Origin of the sequence: Conyzicola lurida, assembly GCF_014204935.1 — a bacterium.
Classification (GTDB): domain Bacteria; phylum Actinomycetota; class Actinomycetes; order Actinomycetales; family Microbacteriaceae; genus Conyzicola; species Conyzicola lurida.
This window is the reverse complement of the sequence record NZ_JACHMJ010000001.1, coordinates 2,270,588-2,289,515: the sequence shown is the minus strand read 5'-3', so window position 1 is coordinate 2,289,515 and position 18,928 is coordinate 2,270,588. Positions and strand designations below refer to the sequence as shown.

Sequence of the window (18,928 nt, the reverse complement as noted above, 5' to 3'; positions counted from 1 at the left end):
CGGTTGCCCCCAGAGATAGTTACTGGGGGATGCGTGGGTACTGACAGCTGGACGTGGCGCACACGTCTGTTCTCCCTCGCCGTGGTGTCCGCGGTCTCGGTGAGCGTGCTCTACCTGCCGCAGTCGCTGCTCACCGGCATCGCCTCCTCGCTCGGCGTCGAACCGGTCGCCGCGGGCATCGTCGCGACGATGGTGCAGGTGGGCTACGCGGTCGGCATCTTCTTCCTCGTGCCGCTCGGCGACCGTGTGCAACCGCGTCGGCAGATCACCGTGCAGGCGTCGCTGCTCGCCGCGGCGCTGCTCCTGAGCGCCATCCTGCCCACCGTCGTCTGCATCGCCGTCGGCTTCTTCGTCGTCGGACTGGTCGCGAACATCGCCCAGCTGATCATCCCGACCGCGGCGAAGCTCTCGCCCGCGGGCCAGGGCGGCGCCACCACGAGCACGCTCGTCGGCGCGCTGCTGGTCGGCGTCTTCGGCGGACGCATCCTCGCGAGCCTGCTCATCGACGCGATCGGCTGGCGCTGGGTCGTCGCGGTGTTCGCGCTGCTCGTGCTCGCCGCCGTTCCCCTCGTGCGCCGGTCGCTCACCGCCGACCTTCACCTCTCGGGTGCCGGCCGCAGCCACGCCTCGCTGCTCGCCTCCACCCTGCGGCTCGCCCGCACGAGCCCCGTGCTCGTGCAGTCCGCCGTGATGCAGTTCTTCGTCTTCGGCACCTTCAACCTGTTCTGGTCGTCGATGGTGCTGCACCTCACCGGCGGCAACTACGGCTGGAGCGTGCTCGGCGCCGGCCTGTTCAGCCTCGTCGGCCTCGCCGCGGGGTTCGCCACGACACAGGGCGGCCGCTTCATCGACCGCTTCGGCCCGCTGCGTTTCGCCGGGGTGCTGTTCGTCGTGCTGCTCGCCGCGACCGCGTCGGCGATCGTCGACTCCGACAGCATCTGGCTCTTCGGCGCGACGATCTTCGTGGTCACCCTCGCCAACCAGCTCATCCAGTCGGCGAACCAGAGCCGTGCCCTCGCCGCCAACCCCGGCGCCACGGCCGGTGCGAACACGCTGTTCATGGTCGGCATGTTCCTCGGCGGCGCGGCCGGCGCCACCGTCGGCCCGCTCGCCTTCACCGCCGGCGGAGTACCGCTCGTCGCCACGGTGGGCGTGGGCTTCGTCACCGTCGCCGCCCTGGTCTGGGCGCTCGCCTGGTTCACCGCTCCCGGCCGGGTCACCTCGACCGGCTCCCTCCCTCTTCCACAGAATCCGTAAGCGAAGAAAGGCAACACAATGACAAGAATCGGAACCTCGGACCTCGACGTCTTCCCCCTCGCGCTGGGTGGTAACACCTTCGGCTGGACCTCGGACGCGGCCGAATCGCACGCCGTGCTCGACGCGTTCACCGCGGCCGGCGGCAACTTCGTCGACACCGCCGACGGCTACTCCTCCTGGGTGCCCGGCAACTCCGGCGGCGAGTCGGAGACGATCATCGGCAGCTGGTTCGCCAAGAACGGCAACCGCGACGCGGTCGTGCTCGGCACCAAGGTGAGCCAGCACCCCGACTTCCGCGGCCTCTCCGCGGCAACCGTCGCCGCGGCGGCCGACGCCTCGCTCGCCCGCCTCGGCACCGACTACATCGACCTCTACTACGCGCACTTCGACGACGCCGAGACGCCGCTCGAAGAGACCGCGTCCGCGTTCAACGACCTCGTCGTCGCGGGCAAGGTGCGCTACATCGCCGTGTCGAACTACACGGCCGACCGCGTCGCCGAGTGGTTCGCGATCGCCGAGAAGAACGGCTTCGCCCTTCCGGTGGCCCTCCAGCCGCACTACAACCTCGTGCACCGCGAGCCGTTCGAGAGCGAGTTCGGCCCGATCGTCGCCGAGAAGCAGCTCGGCGTCGTGCCGTACTACGCCCTCGCGAGCGGCTTCCTCACCGGCAAGTACCGCTCCGCCGACGACTACGGCAAGTCGCCCCGCGGCCAGGGCGCCGCCGCCTACCTGAACGAGACCGGCCTCGGCGTGCTGGCGGCCCTCGAAGACGCGGCGTCCGCGCACGGCGTGGCCGTGGCATCCGTCGCCCTCGCCTGGCTCCGCACCCGCCAGGGCATCGTCGCCCCGCTCGCCAGCGCGCGTACGACCGAGCAGTTGCCCGACCTGCTCGCCTCGGCGACGCTCGAGCTGACCGCCGACGAGATCGCGGCGCTCGACGCGGCGTCGGCGAAGTAGCCCGAGGGGTAGCTAGAGCACGCGCTTCCACGCTCCCTCGTAGCCCCACGGCAGGAAGCCGAGGGACTCGTTGACGGCGAGCATGTGACGGTTCTCCTCGGCGGTGAAGGTCACGACGCGAGGGTGGCCCGGCGCCACCTCGCCGAGCCGCAGAAGGTTCGCGACCTTGAGGGTCAGACCGAGCCGGTGCCCGCGGTGCTCTTGCAGCACGATCGTGTCGCCCTGCGTGACCGGGCGGGCGGTCTGCCGGGGAACCGTGAGCGTGGTGTAGCCGGCGGCGTTGCCGGACGGCGAGTGCACGGCGAGCACGGTGAGCGACGTCGCCGGGCTCGCCGCTGCGACCCGGTCGGTGTCGCGCACCCGCTCGGGCGTCCACGGCGACAGGTCGGGCTCCAGGCCGGCCTGCGGGGCGTCGGTCGCGAGGCGGCCGCGCAGCCGCGCCACGTGCGCGAGCCACTCGTCGGGCGTCGCACCCGCCCAGTAGGCGAGGTGGTAGTCGCGCGACATCGCGGTGGCGCGCACGAAGCGCCGCCGCAGGTCTGCGCGGTCGGCCGGCAGCTCGAGCCGGCTGAGCCGGGTCACCTGCTCCAGCCCGTACCCGCGGGCGACGAGGAAGCGGGTGGTCTCGCTGTCACGCGGCACCGAACCGAACCCGGTCGGCGCGGTGATGCGTTCCACCGACCCGCTCTCGCCCTGCAGCACCGACGACTGCAGCACGGTGGCCCCGGCATCCACCGCCAGCCGCTCGACCGCGGAGTACAGGGCTCCGCCGATTCCCCGATGCCGCAGCTCCGGCAGCACCTCAACGGTGATCCACGCGGCGGGGGAGCCGGGCACGGGCAGCTCGGCGACGGCCCTGCCGACGATGCGTCCCTCGATGCGGGCGACGAGCATCCGCTTGGGCGCGAACCGCTGGTCGAGCCAGCCCGGCAGCAGCTCGTCCGGAGTCACGGCGAGGTCGTAGCCGCCCGTGGCCTCGACCGAGATGCGGTTGCGCACGCGGGTCATCTCGATGAACGCCTCGGCACCCGGCTCCTCGACCGAGGCGGGGATGGCGAGGTCGTCGACCGAGACGAGAGTCACAGGAGGTCTTTCCTCCACGCGCCCTCGTAGCCGATGGGCACGAAGCCGAGCTCCTCGTTCACCCGCAGCATGTGCCGGTTCTCCTCCGCGTTGAAGGTGATCACCGACGGGTGTCCCGGCCGCTTGTGCTGCAGCGCGGCGAGGTTGGCGACCTTGAGGAGCATGCCGAGCCGGTGTCCGCGGTGCTCGCGCAGCACGAGCGTGTCGTCTTGGATCACGGCCCGGTCGGGCTCGGGCGGCACCGACAGCTGCGAATAGCCGACGAGCCGGCCGCTCGGCCGATGCTCCGCCGCCACGGTGAGCATCGAGCGCGGGTCGGCCTCGTTGCGTCGTTCGCTCTCGAGGAGCCGCTCGGTCGTCCAGACGTCCTCCGGTTCGTCGAGCCCGGCCGAGGGAGCGTCAGTGCTCATCCGCGTGTACATACGGGCGACGTCGTCGCGCCATTCCTCGGGCGTGTGGTCGATCCAGGAGTGCACGACGTAGTCGAGGCCAGAGGCGATGGATGCCGCGGCGACCAGCCCCCGCAGCTCGTGCTCGTCCAGCGGCAGGGCCAGGCGGCTCGCCCGCTCGATCTGCTCGAGGCGGAAACCCCGCGCGGTGAGGAACCGCACCTCGGGGTTTGCGGCGGGCAGCGAGCCGAACCCGGTCGGCGGCACGAGGCGCTCGCCGGGGCCGTCGGGCCCTCCGTCGGAACCGGGCGACACCACGTAGACGAGCAGGCGCTGCCGTCGGTCCAGCCGGGCGATCTGCTCGATGCGGTCGGCGACGGCGCTGCCGATGCCGCGTCCGCGGTACTCGGGCAGCACCTCGACGACCGCCCACGCCACCCGCGCGTCGGCGGCGGTGCCCCTCTCGTACATGCCTCGGGAGACGATCTTCCCGTCGACCCGCACGCCGAACAGGCGCCGCGGGGAGTGCTCGGTGTCGAGCCAGCCGGGCAGTACCTCGGCCGGGGTGTAGGCGAGGTCGGGGGTACCGTAGCCCGCCGTCTCGACGGCGTTGCGTACGACGACCGACTCGACGAAGTCGGCCGCGTCGTCGTCGTACACGGTAGACGGGATGGTCAGTTCTTCAACGTTGAAGCTGGTCATCGATCCAGTCTCGCGGGGTGGCGGTGGCAGCACAACGGCCCGCCCGCGCGTACAACCGGTCCGGCCCCGCGAATCCGGTACCGTTGACCCAGACTTTAGGCCGAGGGGAGAGGTGGGTTCGTGTACCTGAAGAGCCTGACCCTCAAAGGTTTCAAGTCCTTCGCTCAGCCGACGACCTTCGCCTTCGAGCGCGGCGTCACGTGCGTCGTCGGTCCCAACGGTTCGGGCAAGAGCAACGTCGTCGACGCCCTCGCCTGGGTGATGGGCGAGCAGGGTGCGAAGTCGCTGCGCGGCGGCAAGATGGAAGACGTCATCTTCGCCGGCACCTCGACCAAGGGCCCGCTCGGCCGTGCCGAAGTCATCCTGACGATCGATAACGCGGATGGCGCTCTCCCGATCGAGTACGCGGAAGTGACGATCAGCCGCACCCTGTTCCGCAACGGCGGCAGCGAGTATGCGATCAACGGCGACAGCTGCCGGCTGCTCGACGTGCAGGAACTGCTGAGCGACTCCGGCCTCGGCCGCGAGATGCACGTCATCGTCGGGCAGGGCCAGCTCGACGCCGTGCTGCGCGCGAGCCCCGAGGAACGCCGCGGGTTCATCGAAGAGGCCGCCGGAATCCTCAAGCACCGTCGCCGCAAAGAGAAGACCCTCCGCAAGCTCGACGCGATGCAGGCCAACCTCACCCGCCTGAGCGACCTCGCCGGGGAGATCCGCCGCCAGCTCAAGCCGCTCGGCCATCAGGCCGAGATCGCCAAAGAGGCGCAGTCGATCGCCAGCATCGTTCGCGACGCCCGTGCCCGCCTGCTCGCCGACGAGGTCGTCGACCTGCGCGCCGCGATCACCGCCTCGAGCCGCAGCGAGTCGGAGCGCAAGACCGAGCGCATCGTGCTGCAGGAGCAGCTCGACCAGGCCAAGCTGCGCGAGCACCGTCTCGAACAGCAGCAGGTCGGCGACGCGGTCGACCTCGCCCGCCGCACCGCCTTCGGCCTCGAATCGGTGCAGGAGAGGCTGCGCAACCTCTACTCGCTCGCCAACCAGCGGCTCGCGCTGCTCGGCCAGCAGTCGGAGGTCGCCGACCAGGCGCCCGGTGTGACGCCGTCGATGGTCGCCGATGCCCGCGACGAGGCCGAGCGCCTCGCCGACACCATCGCCGACGCCGAGACGGCCTGGCGCGAGGCGCAGGCCGCGACGGTCGAGGCGCGCGCGAACCTCGACGCACTCGACGAGGAGATCGCGCACCAGAGCTCGCTCGTCTCACGCCACGACCTCGAGATCTCCAAGCTCACCGGGCAGGCCGCGACCGCCGCCTCCCGGCTCGCCGCCGTGCGCGGCGAGGTCCTGCGCCAGCAGAACGCCCTCGACGCCGCCCGCGACCGCGGTGCGGCCGCCGCGGCCAACCTCGTCGAGATCGAGAACACCGCGTCTCTCACCGACGCGAGCGAGACCGACCTCGACGCCCTGTACCAGACAGCGCAGGCCGAGGTGGTGGCGGCCGAGTCCGACATCGACCGCCTGCGCGAAGAACTGCACGACCACGAGCGCGAACGCGACGCCCTGAGCGCCCGCGTCGGCGCGCTCTCCCTCGCGCTCGACCAGAAGGACGGCTCGAGCGCTCTCGTCGCTTCCAAGCTCGCCGGGGTGCGCGGACTGGTCGCCGAACACATCCAGGTGCAGCCCGGGTTCGAGGCGGCGATCGCGGCCGCGCTGGGCTCCCTCGCCGACGCCGTGCTCGCCGACGACCGCTCCGCGGGGGCCGACGCCCTCGCGCACGCCGCGTCGCACGAACTCGGCCGGGTCGAGTTGCTGCTCGCCGACGCCGGAACCGTCGCCCCGCGCACGGTGGACCTGCCCGCGGGCGCCGTCTCCGCTCCGAGCGTGGTCACCGCGCCCGACGGCGTGCTCGGACTGCTCGCCGACGTCGTGGTCGCCGACGATCTCGCCGTCGCACGCTCCGTGTGGGAGTCCGCCGCGGCATCCGACACCCTCACCGTCATCACCAAGGCGGGCGACGTGCTCAGCCGGTACGTGCTCAAGGGCGGCTCGGGTGCCAAGCGCTCCCGCCTCGAACTCGTCGCCGACCGCGACGCCGCGAAGCACCGACTCACCGAGGTCACCTCGCTCATCGAGCGCGCCCAGTTCGCCCTCGCCGAGCAGCGCGGAACCGTCAAGGTCGCCAAAGAGCAGTCGGTGCGCGCCCTCGCCAGCCTGCGCGAGTTCGACTCGCAGCTGGCGGCGCAGACCGAGAAGCTCAACCGCGCCCGCGTGCAGGTCGAAGCGGCCGAGGCGGAAGCCGAGCGCCTCGAACGCGGGCTGGGCCTCGCGGCCGAGACCGTCGCGGACGCCGTCGCCGGCGCCGCCCGCGCCCAGTCCGAACTCGAGACCGCCCAGTCGCGCCCGCGTCCGATCCTCGACGTCGCCGCCCGAGACGGCATCGACGCCGAACTCGACGCCGCCCGCGAGCGGGAGATCGAGGCCCGCCTGCAGGTCGAGACCGCGCGCGAGCGCGTGCGCGCCCAGGAACTGCGGGCCAAGCAGCTCGCCGACCAGCTCGATGCCGAGCGCGCGGCCGCCGAGGAGGCCGCCCGCCGCGCCGTCATCCGCCGCCGCCAGGTGCAGGCCGCGCAGGGCGTCATCGCCGCGCTTCCCGCCGTACTCGACTCCGTCGACCGCTCGGTGTCGGCCGCCCGCCTCGAACTCGCGACGGCCGAGTCCGAGCGCGCCCAGCAGAACGCCGAGCTCGCCGAGATCCGGTCGCAGGAACGCGCGCTGCGCGAACGCCTCACCACGGTGAGCGAGAACGTGCACGGCCTCGAGATGCAGATCTACGAGAAGAAGCTGCAGCTCTCCACCCTGCTCGAACGCGCCGGCGAAGAACTCGGTCTGGTCGAGGACGTGCTGGTGGCCGAGTACGGTCCCGAGCAGCTGATCCCCGACGACGCGACGAGCGGCGACGAGCAGGGCGACGGAATGCCCTTCGTCCGAGAGGAGCAGCAGGCCCGCCTCGCCCGGGCCGAGCGTAAGCTCGCCCAGCTCGGCCGGGTCAACCCGCTCGCCCTCGAGGAGTTCGCGGCGCTCGAGCAGCGCCACAAGTTCCTGACAGAGCAGCTCACCGACCTCACCAACACGCGGAAAGACCTCATCACGATCATCGAGGAGATCGACGAGAAGATGCAGGACATCTTCGCGGCGGCCTTCGAAGACACCCGCGCCGCGTTCGACACGGTGTTCCCCGTGCTGTTCCCGGGCGGCACCGGCAGCATCCACCTCACCGACCCCGAGAACCTGCTCACCACGGGCATCGAGGTCTCGGTGCGTCCCGCCGGCAAGAAGATCGAGCGCCTGTCGCTGCTCAGCGGCGGAGAGCGGTCGCTGGCCGCCGTCGCCCTGCTCATCGCGATCTTCAAGGCGCGCCCCAGCCCGTTCTACATCATGGACGAGGTGGAGGCGGCGCTCGACGACGCCAACCTCGGCCGCCTGCTCGCCATCTTCGAAGACCTGCGCGAGACCTCCCAGCTCATCGTCATCACGCACCAGAAGCGCACCATGGAGATCGCCGACGCGCTCTACGGGGTGTCGATGCGCGCCGACGGCATCAGCGCCGTCATCGGTCAGCGTGTGGTGCGCGAGGAGCCCGAGACGGTGGTCGAAGTCGCCAGCTAGGGCTGACACCACGATCTGACACCATTGGTGCTTGACGTGACACCACTGTGGTGTCACTATGGTGACATGGAACTCGGACAGTACGTCAACGACCTGCAGCGTCAGCTGGTGAGCACCGCGGAGAACGGTACGGACGACACCCGTGCCGTCGCTGAACGGCTCGCCGGCGGACTGGATTCCGCCACCCGGCTCGTGCTGCTCGACGTGCTCTCGGCCGCGGTCGGCGAGATCACCCGCGAACTCGCTCCGGGATCGGTCGACCTGCGGCTGCGCGGCCGCGAGGTCGAGTTCGTGGTTTCCGCGCCGCACGTGGATGCCGACGGGGACGACCAGCCCGCGGCATCCGTCGATCTCGACGACCAGAGCACCTCACGCACGACGCTCCGTCTGCCCGACGCCCTCAAGGCCCGGGTCGACGACGCGGCGGCCGCCGACGGTCTCTCCGTGAACACCTGGCTCGTGCGGGCCGTCGCCGCCGCACTCGAACCGAGACAACGCCGGTCGGCGCAGCGCACCCTGCGCACCGGCGACAATTTCGCGGGCTGGGCGCGCTAGACAGCCCCGTCCCTCGTTCAACCGTCCGCGCGACCGCGCGGTCTCACCGTCATGCCCTCAGGAAGGGAAGCGCCAGCATGCCTGAATTCAACACACCCACCCCCATCGACCTCGCCGTCAACCTGCCCGTCGGCATCATCGAGGTCGTCGCGACCGACCGCGATACGACCGTCGTGTCCGTCGAGCCGACCAACCCCGCCAAGGCCGTCGACCGCCGCGGCGCCGCCGAGACGAAGGTCGAATTCGACGGCCAGCGGCTCACCGTCATCGGCCCGCGCCCCCGCATCAGCTGGATCGGCCCGAGTGAATCGGTCGACCTGAGAATCGAGCTCCCGACCGGCTCCCGGCTCTCCGCAGAGCTCGCGATGGGCAACGTGCGCACGATCGGCACCCTTGGCGCGACACGCATCAAGGCATCGATGGGGGCGGTGGATGTCGCGTCCGCCGGTGACCTGTGGGTGCGGGCCGGGCACGGCAACGTCACCGCGGACGCCGTCGCCGGCGGGCTCACCGTCACCGCCGACCACGGCCAGATCCGGGTCGGCAGCGTCGCCGGCGACGCGGTCCTCAAAGCCTCGTACGGCTCGATCGCGGTGGGGGCTAGCGGCGGCGAGCTCGACGCGAAGCTCTCCTACGGCGACATCGGTATCGACCGCGCGGCCGCCTCGGTCGCGGTGAAGTCGGCGTACGGCAGCGTGCGGCTGGCCGAGGTCGCGAGTGGTTCCGTGCGGGTCGAGGGCGGCTTCGGCAACGTCGAGGTCGGCGTGCTGCCCGGTGTGCCGGCCTGGCTCGACCTCGCGTCGAAAGACGGCCGGGTGCGCAACGAGCTCGACGGCGACCGCGCGCCCGACGCTCCCGAAACGGCCGTCGCGGTGCGCGTGCGCACGCGCGGCGACATCACCATCACCCGCGCCCGCTGACCGCGGGCGCACCGAGAAGAGAAAGGACGAACCATGAACACAACGGAACCCGCGATCCGGTTGCGGGGCCTGGAAAAGTCATACAAAGAATTGAGCGTGCTGCGCGGGGTGGACTTCGACGTCGCACCCGGCAGCGTCTTCGCGCTCCTCGGCTCGAACGGGGCGGGCAAGACCACGATCATCCGCATCCTGTCGACACTGCTGAAGCCCGACGCCGGCGTTGCCGCCGTCAACGGTGTGGATGTCGCGGCCGACCCCCAGCGGGTGCGCGAGTCGATCAGCCTGACCGGGCAGTTCGCGGCCGTCGACGACGTGCTGAGCGGACGCGAGAACCTCGTGCTGGTGGCCAAGCTGCGGCACCTCGACGCTGCCGGACAGATCGCGGACGAGCTTCTGGAACGCTTCGACCTGGCCGATGCGGCATCCCGGAAGGTCTCTGCGTACTCGGGAGGCATGCGCCGCCGGCTCGACATCGCCATGAGCCTGATCGGTCAGCCGTCGGTGATCTTCCTCGACGAGCCGACCACCGGGCTCGACCCGGAAGCGCGACTCGAGGTGTGGCGGGTGATCCGCGAACTCGCGACCCGGGGCACCACGGTGCTGCTCACCACGCAGTACCTCGACGAGGCAGAGCAGCTCGCCGACCGCATCGCGATCCTGCACCAGGGGCGCATCATCGCGAACGGGACGCTCGACGAGCTGAAGCGGCTGCTCCCGCCGGCGACGGTCGAGTACGTCGAGAAGCAGCCCACCCTGGAAGACATCTTCCTCACACTCGTGGGGAGCGACGCAACAGACGAGACACGGGAGAACAGGTCATGAACACGCACTTCTTCACCGACACGTCGGTGCTGCTCGGCCGGTCGCTGCGGCACATCTTCCGCAGTGCCGACACCATCATCACCACCGCGATCACGCCGATCGCCATCATGGTGCTGTTCGTCTACGTCTTCGGCGGGGCGATCGACACGGGTTCGCAGGAGTACATCGACTACATCCTGCCGGGTGTGCTGCTGATCGCCATCGCCTCGGGCATCGCCTATACGAGCCTGCGGCTGTTCACCGACCTTCAGAGCGGCATTTTCGAGCGGTTCCACTCGATGCCGATCGCGCGGTCGTCGGTACTCTGGGCGCACGTGCTCACGTCGCTCGTGGCGAACGGCATCACGGTCGTGATCATCGTGCTCGTCGGGCTGCTGATGGGGTTCCGCACATCGGCGGGCGTGCTCGACTGGCTCGCCGTGTTCGGCATCCTGGCGCTGTTCACGCTCGCGCTGACCTGGCTCGCGATCGTCGCCGGCCTCTCGGCGAAGACGATGGACGGGGCGACGGGGTTCTCCTACCCGCTGATCTTCCTGCCGTTCATCAGCTCGGCGTTCGTGCCCACGGAGTCGATGCCGGGACCGGTCCGCATGTTCGCGGAGAACCAGCCCGTGACGTCGATCGTCAACTCGATCCAGGACCTGTTCGGCGGGCAACCGGTCGGCGGCGACCTGTGGGTCGCGCTCGCCTGGTGCGCCGGGATCCTCGTGGTCGCCTACGTGTTCGCGATGGCGGCGTACCGGCGCAAGGTCGCCTAGGCGCGCCTCAGTTGACGATCTCCGTCAGCGGCTCGTCGTTGACGCTCAGCACGCGCCACTCCTCGCCCTGACGCTCGAAGGTCGCGACCGACCCGTTGAGGATCTGGTCGAACTCGCGGCCGGCCAGGGCGGCGAGCGTGTAGCGGATGATCGTGCCGTGGCAGACGATGAGGGTGTTGCGGTCGCCGTACTCGGCGTCGATACGTTCGAGTGCGGCGATTCCGCGCGCCACGACAGAGTCGAGCGACTCGAGGCCGGGGTACGCCTTGTCCGGCCAGCGCTCGGCGATGATCTCGGCGGTCGCGCCCTCTCCCTCGCCGTAGTCTCGCTCGACCAGCTCGTCGTAGGCCGGGCCGAGTTCGATGTCGAGGCCGGCGGCGATGATGGCCGCGGTCTCGCGGGCGCGGCTGAGCGGCGAGCTCACGATCACTTCCCAGTCCACGCCGTCGAGCACGGCGACGGCGGCGCGGGCCTGCTCGCGTCCGGTGTCGTTGAGCGGGATATCGGTGGACCCCTGCAGCCGCTTCTCGAAGTTCCAATTGGTCTGTCCGTGGCGGATGAAGGCGAGAGTCATGCTTCTATCCTGCCGCACCCGGGTGAACGGTGTCCGCGAGTGACGCCGGGAGGCGCTAGGCGATCACGAAGGCGATGACGGCGACCGCGACGACGATCGCGAGCGCGACGAGCAGGCTCGTGACGACGGGGTGCGCCTCCCACAGGGGGATCGAGAGCGGGTGGCGCCGGCGCAGCTCGCCGGTCGTGATCGGTTCCGAGATGACCTCGGGCGTCTGCAGCATCGACCCGCCCACGGCGCCCATGGCGTCGATCGACCAGAGCTCCCCGCGCAGCCGGAGGAGCGGCTTGCCGCCCTCGTCGAGCAGGAGGAGCGACGGGGCCGGTTGCTGGGTGGCGCCCGTGAGACGTTCGACCAGGACGACGGTTCCGACATCCGATGTGCCGATCTCGGTTTTCGCGCCGAACAGGTTTGAACGGACGATGCGCCCCGGCGCGCAGACGATTTTCGTGTTGTGGAAGAACAGGAAGACGCCGAGCAACATGACCGCGAACGTCACGGCGATCACGGCGACGCCGACCATGAGCGATTCGCCCCGGAGCCGGCCGAACGCGATCACCACGAACAGCACCGCGATGCCGGAAGTCGCGAGGACCGACCGTGCGTAGTTCGCCCTCGAGGGCGTGACCGTCTGCATGCCGACAAGACTACGCCGCGGGCACATTCCGGCGCGTCAGCTCAGGCGCTTCTCTCCCGGCGCGAGTACCCGCAGCCAGCGATAGCCGTAGCCCTCGAGGGCGAGTTCGACCCGCCCTTTCGGCGAGGGGGTGGTGATGCTGCCGTCGAGGAGCAGGTCCACCAGACGGTGGTCGTCGTCGAGATCGAGGGCGAGTGTGACCGTCGTCGGTTCGGGGCCGAGGTTGTGCACCGCGACCATGGTGCCCTCGGCTCCCGTCACCCGGTGCGCGAGCACGGCGGGGTCGTCCTGCTCGAGCAGGGTGAAATCGCCCCAGCCGATCTCCGCCGACGCCCGGTATCGCTCGATGAGGGTGCGCATGAACCGCAGCATCGAATCGGGGTCGTGACGCTGCACCGAGGCGTTGACGTGCTCGGGGGAGTAGCCGCCGCCGGTGACCGGGGCCGCGAGCCGGGAGGGTCGGGCGTTCGAGAAGCCGCCGTTCTTCTCGGCGGTCCACTGCATCGGGCTGCGCACCGACTGCCGCCCGGGGATGTCGAGGTTCTCGCCCATGCCGAGCTCCTCGCCGTAGAACAGAACCGGGGTGCCCGGGAGCGAGAAGAGCAGGCTGTACACCATGCGGATGCGGCGGGGATCGCCGTCGAGCATGGGCGGCAGACGTCGCACGATGCCGCGGTCGTAGACGCGCATCCTCTGCTCGGGGGCGAACGCGGCGAAGACCTCCTCGCGCTCGTCGTCGCTCAGTTTGTCGAGGGTGAGTTCGTCGTGGTTGCGCACGAAGTTCGCCCACTGCGACCCGATGGCGATCGGGGGACGGTCGGCCAGCGCCGCCGCGAGCGGCCGCGCGTCGGCGCGGGCGAGCGACAGGTAGAGGTTCGCCATCACCACGAAGTCGAATTGCATGGTCAGAGCGTCGCCGTCCTCGCCGCCGAAGTAGTCGACCTGGTCCTCGTGCGGCAGGTTCGCCTCGCCGAGCAGGATCGCCTCGCCCGAGCGGCGGCCGAGGAAGGCACGGAGCGAGCGGAGGAACCCCATCGGGTCGGTCAGCTCGCCCTTGCCCGGCATCACGCCGCTGGGGTCGAGCAGGAACGGCACGGCGTCGACGCGGAAGCCGGACACACCGAGTTGCAGCCAGAAGCCGATGATCTTCTCGAGTTCCTCGCGCACCTTGGGGTTCGCGACGTTGAGATCGGGCTGGTGGCTGTAGAAGCTGTGCAGATAGTACTGGCCGGTGCGCTCGTCGAAGTTCCAGACGCCCGACTCCTCGCCGGGGAAAACCGAGGCGGCGGGGTTGGCCGGCGGCTCGTCACGCCAGACGTAGTAGTCGCGGTACGGGGAGCTCTTACTCGACCGCGCGGCCTGGAACCACGGGTGCTTGTCGGAGGTGTGGTTGACGACGAGGTCGATGATGACGCGCATACCCCGGTCGCGGGCGGTGCGGACGACCTCGACGAAGTCGCCGTGGTTGCCGAGCCGCGGGTCGACGCCGTAGAAGTCGGAGATGTCGTAGCCGTCGTCCTGGTCGGGCGTCGGGTAGAAGGGCATCAGCCAGAGGCAGGTGACACCGAGTTCGGCGAGGTAGTCCATGCGGTGCGACAGGCCCTCGAAGTCGCCGACCCCGTCGTCGTTCCAGTCCATGAACGTCTCGACGTCGAGGCAGTAGATGACGGCGGTCTTCCACCACAGGTCGCTGGTATCGGTGATCCTCATCGTGCAACGCTATCGAGCGGACCTCAATGTCGCTAGGAAAGCGGTCTCGACAGCGGCCTCGCTAGGAGAGGGCGAAGGCGACGGCGACGAGCACAACGATCAGGAGTACAAGAGCCGTCGCGCTGACGATCACGGCGACGAGCATCGGGTGTGCCTCGAAGAAGCTGATGGCGCGCGGGTACTGGGCACTCACCGACTGCGGCGTCGCCGAGATCTCGTTCACGACCCGGGCGGGCGTGACGGCGGTGACCGAGGCGACGACGGCGCTCATCGCCTCGGTGCTCCACAGGCTGCCACGCAGGCGCAGGACGGTCGCCCCGGTGTGGTCGAGGAAGAACGTCGTCGGTTCGTGGGCACGCGTGCGGGAGATCGGGTTGACCAGGGTCGAGTAGCTGTCGATGACGAGTACGGTCGCCACGGATGTCGCGTCGACGCGTCGTGTGCGCCCGAACAGGCTGCGGTGCCAGACCGCGCCGGGCTCCAGCGAGATCGACGAGTTCTGCCGGTGGAGCGCGAGGAACACGGCGACCACGGCGATCAGCACGAGCGTCCCCGCGCCGAACCAGAAGAAGGCGAGCAGGGCGTCGTCGTACGACAGGCTGGCGACGATCACGATCGCGACGAGGGCGAGCACGCCCACGCCGTACTGCGAGAGCGGCGGCGCTTGAGGCCTGAGAGTCTGCACGGTCATCGGTTCCCCCGGGTGAGTGTCGTGTGGGCCAGACTAGCTGGCGCGGCCCCTCGCGCTCGCGTCGGTAGAATCGGCACATGGCTGAACGCTCGAATCCCTGGTCGCTCGGCAACGCTCTGCGCGGCATGTTCGCACGCCCCACGATCGACGACACCACGTGGGAGCAGCTCGAGGACGCCCTGCTCGTCGCCGACTTCGGCCCCGACATCACCGAATCGATCGTCGACGAACTCCGGGCCAGCGTCGCCAGATTCAAGACGACAGACCCCGAAGACCTGCGGCGGATGCTGCGCGAGAGCCTCGAAGAACGCCTCGCCAAACACGATCCCACGCTCCATCTCTCCGCGCGTCCCGCCGTGGTGCTGGTCGTCGGCGTCAACGGCGTCGGCAAGACCACGACCATCGGCAAGTTCGCCAAGTTCCTCACCACCCTCGGCCGCACCGTCGTCGTCGGGGCGGCGGACACGTTCCGCGCGGCTGCCGTGGAGCAGCTCGCCACCTGGGCGAAACGCGGCGGGGCCGAGATCGTGCGACCGCAGCAGGAGCGCCAGGATCCGGCATCCGTCGCCTTCCAAACAGTCGAACGCGCCCAGCGCGAGGGCATCGAGATCGCCATCATCGACACGGCCGGCCGCCTCCAGACCAAGAGCGGGCTCATGGACGAGCTCGGCAAGATCCGCCGCGTGATCGAGAAGCAGACCGAGATCGCCGAGGTGCTGCTCGTGCTCGACGCGACCACCGGGCAGAACGGCGTCGCCCAGGCCGAGGCGTTCATCGAGAGCGCCGGTGTCACCGGACTCGTCATCACCAAGCTCGACGGGTCGGCCAAGGGCGGGTTCGTGCTCGCCGTGCAGGAGCGCACCGGCATCCCGATCAAGCTCATCGGGCAGGGCGAGGGCGTCAACGACCTCACCGGTTTCACGCCGCACGTCTTCGTGCAGCACCTGGTCGGCTAGCCAGGCCGAGCGGTCTAGTCAGGCCGCGTCGTCCGCGCGGGCCTCGAGCAGCGCCCGCATCGCGACGGCGGCACCGTCGTCGAACACGTCGGGCGCGACGAAGTGCGCGAGTGCCACGACGTCGTCGGGGGCGCTGCCCATCGCGATCGCGGTGCCGACGATCTGGAACATCGACGAGTCGTTGCGGCCGTCGCCGATCGCGGCGACCGCGGCAAGAGGGATGCCGAGCCGGTCGCAGAGCCAGCGGAGGGTGGCGCCCTTCGAGACGCCGGGCGCCGTCGCGTTGATGAACACGGCGTCGGGCAGGGCGGGTGCGGTCGACTCCTCGCCGGCGAGTCCGATCGCGGCGATCTCGACCATGAGCGCCGGGGTGTGCACTCCGGTGTAGTCGGCGATGGTGGCCTTGAGGATCGTCGTGGCCGCGATGACCTCGTCGGTGACGATGCCGATCGGGCTGCCCATCATCAGCTCCCACGCGCCGTCGGCCAGCGGGTCGCGGCTGGTGACGTAGAACCCCGCCTCGGTGTAGAACTCGGCGTAGACGTCGTACCGGCGGCAGACCGCGGCCAGCAGCGTCGCCTGTTCCGGGGCGAGGGAGAAGGTGGTCGCGTGGCCGGCCGGCGACTGTTCGACGACCTGGGCACCGTTGTGCACGATGTGCGGGCCGGCAGCGAGTTCGGCAAGGTCGGGGAGTCCGGCGGGCAGACGCCCCGTGGCGAACGAGAAACGGATACCGGCTGCGACTAGGGCGGCCGCGGCATCCGTGACCGTCGTCGACGGTGTCTCCGTCGTTCCCAGGAACGTGCCGTCGAGGTCGGAGACCACGAGTTGCACGGGGGCGGGCTGCCAGTCGGAGTAGCGGCCGGCGGGCGCGAGAGACGTCACGGGTGGTTCCTTGCGGGTCGGGGTGTGCCCTGAAGCGGCCTGCTCAGGCTACGTCACACCGCCGACCCCGTTCAGCCGCCGTTCGCCGCTCGGTGGGCGGGGCTGATTTCGGCGTAGCGGCGCGCGTTGTCGACGAGGCCGGCGCGTTCCCCCGCGGAGAGCTGGCGGGCGACCTTGGCGGGTACTCCGACGACGAGCGAGCCCGGGGGGATCACCGTGTTCTCGAGCACGACGGCGCCGGCGGCGACGAGGGATCCTGCGCCGATCACGGCGCCGTTCAGCACGGTCGACCCCATACCGATGAGGCAGTCGTCTTCGACGGTGCAGCCGTGCAGGATGGCGCCGTGCCCGACGCTCACCCGCGAGCCGATCTCGACCCGGCCGCCGCCGTCGATGTGCATCGTCACGTTGTCCTGCACGTTGCTGCCCGGGCCGAGGTGGATCTCGCCGATGTCCGCCCGCAGCACAGCGCCGTAGAAGACGCTCGCGTGGGCGTCCACGGTGACGGCGCCGACGAGTGTGGCGTTCGGGGCGACCCACGCGCTGGGGTCGATGGACGGCGATCCGGTACCGAAGGGCACGATGAGAGGCATCTCTTCAGGGTATGACACGGGGTGCGCGCGGGGGAAAATTTTCTCGGGTTCGGTCAGCGCGCGGCGAGACGGCCCGCGCGCGGTTAAACTGGTGCGATCATGGCCACCTTTGGAAATCTCTCCGACCGTCTGTCGGAAACCTTTAAGAACCTGCGCGGCAAGGGCAAGCTCAGCCCCGCCGACGTCGACGGCACGGTACGCGAGATCCGTCGCGCCCTGCTCGACGCCGACGTCGCACTCGACGTCGTCAAGGACTTCACCGGCAAGGTGCGCGAACGCGCCCTCGGCGACGAGGTCTCGAAAGCGCTCAACCCGTCGCAGCAGGTCGTGCAGATCGTCAACGACGAGCTCGTCGCGATCCTCGGCGGCGAGGCGCGCCGTATCGAGTTCGCCAAGACCGGACCGACGATCATCATGCTCGCCGGCCTGCAGGGTGCGGGTAAGACCACCCTCGCGGGCAAGCTCGCCAAGTGGCTCGCCGGCCAGAACCACACGCCGCTGCTCGTCGCCGCCGACCTCCAGCGCCCGAACGCGGTCACGCAGCTGACCGTCGTCGCCGAGCAGGCCGGTGTCGCGATCTTCGCGCCCGAGGCCGGCAACACCTCCGGCGAAGACCCCACGCCCAGCCGCGGGTTCTTCGGCGGCAGCAAGGGCGGCGACCCGGTCAAGGTGGCGAAGGACGCGCTCAAGTACGCCAAGGACAAACAGTACGACGTGGTCATCGTCGACACGGCCGGCCGCCTCGGTGTCGACGCCGAGCTGATGAAGCAGGCCTCCGACATCCGCAAGGCCATCGACCCCGACGAGGTCTTCTTCGTGATCGACGCCATGATCGGCCAGGACGCCGTCGCCACGGCCAAGGCCTTCCAGGCCGGTGTCGACTTCACGGCCGTCGTGCTGACGAAGCTCGACGGCGACGCGCGCGGTGGCGCCGCCCTGTCCGTCGCCTCGGTCACCGGTCGCCCCATCATCTTCGCCTCCACGGGTGAATCGCTCGACGACTTCGAGCCCTTCTACCCCGACCGCATGGCGAGCCGCATCCTCGATCTCGGCGACATCCTGACTCTCATCGAGCAGGCGCAGAAGAACTTCGACGAAGAAGAGTCGATGAAGATCGCGGAGAAATTCGCGACCGACAGCTTCACGCTCGAGGACTTCCTCAGCCAGATGCAACAGCTCAAGAAGATGGGCTCGATGAAGGCGATGCTCGGCATGCTGCCGGGCGCCAAGGGAATGCGCGAGCAGCTCGACAACTTCGACGAGTCGGAGATCACCCGCACCGAGGCGATCATCCAGTCGATGACCCTCGCCGAGCGCCGCACCCCCAAGCTGCTCAACGGCTCGCGCCGCGTGCGCATCGCGCGCGGTTCCGGCACGACGGTGACCGAGGTCAACGCCCTCGTCAACCGTTTCGACCAGGCGGCGAAGATGATGAAGACCGTCGCCAAGGGCGGCGTGCCCAACATCCCCGGCATGGGACCGATCCCCGGCCAGAAGTTCGGCAAGCAGCAGGCGCCGAAGAAGAAGGGCTCCAAGTCGGGCAACCCGGCCAAGCGTGCCGCGGAGAACGCCGCGCTCGCGGCCGGACCCGCCGCCTCGGCCGCCCCCAAGGGCTCGGGCTTCGGCCTCGGTGGCGCAAAGCCCCCGGCAGGCGGCCCGAGCGAGGACGAACTCGCGTCGCTGCAGAAGTTCCTCGGGCGCTAGCCAAGCTGCGCCGCTGATTCGGCGCCGCGCTGTCGCTTGACCGGCGGCGTGACGCCGATCGGGCACCGCGCT

At 70.0% G+C, this 18,928-nt stretch carries 17 protein-coding genes; 9 read left to right on the top strand and 8 right to left on the bottom strand.

The window, feature by feature from the left end; all coding sequences use genetic code 11:
- Positions 1-33: 33 nt before the first annotated feature.
- Both HD599_RS11115 and HD599_RS11110 read left to right on the top strand, forming a co-directional pair.
- Positions 34-1,257, top strand: coding sequence for an MFS transporter (locus HD599_RS11115; protein ID WP_184237446.1), 1,224 nt, complete (start codon positions 34-36; stop codon positions 1,255-1,257).
- Between the two features lie 18 nt (positions 1,258-1,275).
- The gene (locus HD599_RS11110; RefSeq protein WP_184237443.1) at positions 1,276-2,214 is read left to right on the top strand and encodes an aldo/keto reductase; all 939 of its coding nucleotides are present in this window, start codon (positions 1,276-1,278) and stop codon (positions 2,212-2,214) included.
- 12 nt (positions 2,215-2,226) lie between these two features.
- Here HD599_RS11110 and HD599_RS11105 read toward each other — a convergent pair whose 3' ends face one another.
- Both HD599_RS11105 and HD599_RS11100 read right to left on the bottom strand, forming a co-directional pair.
- On the bottom strand, positions 2,227-3,297 hold the full coding sequence (locus HD599_RS11105; RefSeq protein WP_184237440.1) for a GNAT family N-acetyltransferase: 1,071 nt from the start codon (positions 3,295-3,297) through the stop codon (positions 2,227-2,229).
- Complete coding sequence (locus HD599_RS11100) at positions 3,294-4,388, bottom strand: GNAT family N-acetyltransferase (protein WP_184237437.1); 1,095 nt, start codon at positions 4,386-4,388, stop codon at positions 3,294-3,296. Before HD599_RS11100 ends, HD599_RS11105 begins: the two co-directional genes overlap by 4 nt.
- A 120-nt stretch (positions 4,389-4,508) precedes the next feature.
- Here HD599_RS11100 and smc point away from each other — a divergent pair, with 120 nt between their 5' ends.
- The 5 genes from smc to HD599_RS11075 all read left to right on the top strand — a co-directional run bounded on the left by smc (position 4,509) and on the right by HD599_RS11075 (position 11,106).
- Positions 4,509-8,051, top strand: coding sequence for a chromosome segregation protein SMC (smc, locus tag HD599_RS11095; RefSeq protein WP_184237433.1), 3,543 nt, complete (start codon positions 4,509-4,511; stop codon positions 8,049-8,051).
- Positions 8,052-8,117: 66 nt separating this feature from the next.
- A complete protein-coding gene (locus HD599_RS11090; protein WP_184237417.1) occupies positions 8,118-8,606 on the top strand; it encodes a histidine kinase in 489 nt (162 codons plus the stop codon).
- A 77-nt stretch (positions 8,607-8,683) separates the two neighbouring features.
- Positions 8,684-9,526 carry a DUF4097 family beta strand repeat-containing protein gene (locus HD599_RS11085; protein ID WP_184237414.1) on the top strand — a complete coding sequence of 281 codons (843 nt, stop codon included), beginning with the start codon at positions 8,684-8,686 and terminating at the stop codon, positions 9,524-9,526.
- 33 nt (positions 9,527-9,559) lie between these two features.
- Positions 9,560-10,348 carry an ABC transporter ATP-binding protein gene (locus tag HD599_RS11080; RefSeq protein ID WP_184237411.1) on the top strand — a complete coding sequence of 263 codons (789 nt, stop codon included), beginning with the start codon at positions 9,560-9,562 and terminating at the stop codon, positions 10,346-10,348.
- The gene (locus HD599_RS11075; RefSeq protein WP_184237409.1) at positions 10,345-11,106 is read left to right on the top strand and encodes an ABC transporter permease; all 762 of its coding nucleotides are present in this window, start codon (positions 10,345-10,347) and stop codon (positions 11,104-11,106) included. The genes HD599_RS11080 and HD599_RS11075 overlap by 4 nt, the downstream gene beginning before the upstream one ends.
- A 7-nt stretch (positions 11,107-11,113) precedes the next feature.
- Here HD599_RS11075 and HD599_RS11070 read toward each other — a convergent pair whose 3' ends face one another.
- From HD599_RS11070 to HD599_RS11055, 4 genes are all read right to left on the bottom strand, one after another.
- Entirely contained in the window at positions 11,114-11,680 is a 567-nt protein-coding gene (locus HD599_RS11070) for a histidine phosphatase family protein (protein ID WP_184237406.1), read from the bottom strand.
- A gap of 55 nt (positions 11,681-11,735) precedes the next feature.
- Positions 11,736-12,317: a hypothetical protein gene (locus tag HD599_RS11065; protein ID WP_184237403.1), complete on the bottom strand. Its 582-nt coding sequence runs from the start codon at positions 12,315-12,317 to the stop codon at positions 11,736-11,738.
- Positions 12,318-12,353: 36 nt separating this feature from the next.
- Entirely contained in the window at positions 12,354-14,027 is a 1,674-nt protein-coding gene (locus tag HD599_RS11060; RefSeq protein ID WP_184237401.1) for an alpha-amylase family protein, read from the bottom strand.
- Between the two features lie 61 nt (positions 14,028-14,088).
- Positions 14,089-14,718, bottom strand: a complete 630-nt coding sequence (locus HD599_RS11055) for a hypothetical protein (protein ID WP_184237399.1) — start codon at positions 14,716-14,718, stop codon at positions 14,089-14,091.
- A 77-nt stretch (positions 14,719-14,795) separates the two neighbouring features.
- Between HD599_RS11055 and ftsY the strand changes: the two genes are divergently transcribed.
- Positions 14,796-15,674, top strand: coding sequence for a signal recognition particle-docking protein FtsY (gene ftsY, locus HD599_RS11050; protein WP_184237396.1), 879 nt, complete (start codon positions 14,796-14,798; stop codon positions 15,672-15,674).
- An 18-nt stretch (positions 15,675-15,692) separates the two neighbouring features.
- On the opposite strand, the gene HD599_RS11045 is transcribed toward ftsY, so the two are convergent.
- Both HD599_RS11045 and HD599_RS11040 read right to left on the bottom strand, forming a co-directional pair.
- The gene (locus HD599_RS11045; protein WP_184237393.1) at positions 15,693-16,559 is read right to left on the bottom strand and encodes an HAD hydrolase family protein; all 867 of its coding nucleotides are present in this window, start codon (positions 16,557-16,559) and stop codon (positions 15,693-15,695) included.
- Positions 16,560-16,630: 71 nt separating this feature from the next.
- A complete protein-coding gene (locus tag HD599_RS11040) occupies positions 16,631-17,152 on the bottom strand; it encodes a gamma carbonic anhydrase family protein (RefSeq protein ID WP_184237390.1) in 522 nt (173 codons plus the stop codon).
- 99 nt (positions 17,153-17,251) lie between these two features.
- Between HD599_RS11040 and ffh the strand changes: the two genes are divergently transcribed.
- Positions 17,252-18,856 (top strand): signal recognition particle protein, encoded by a 1,605-nt coding sequence (gene ffh, locus HD599_RS11035; RefSeq protein ID WP_184237387.1) that lies wholly within the window; start codon positions 17,252-17,254, stop codon positions 18,854-18,856.
- Positions 18,857-18,928 lie beyond the last annotated feature (72 nt).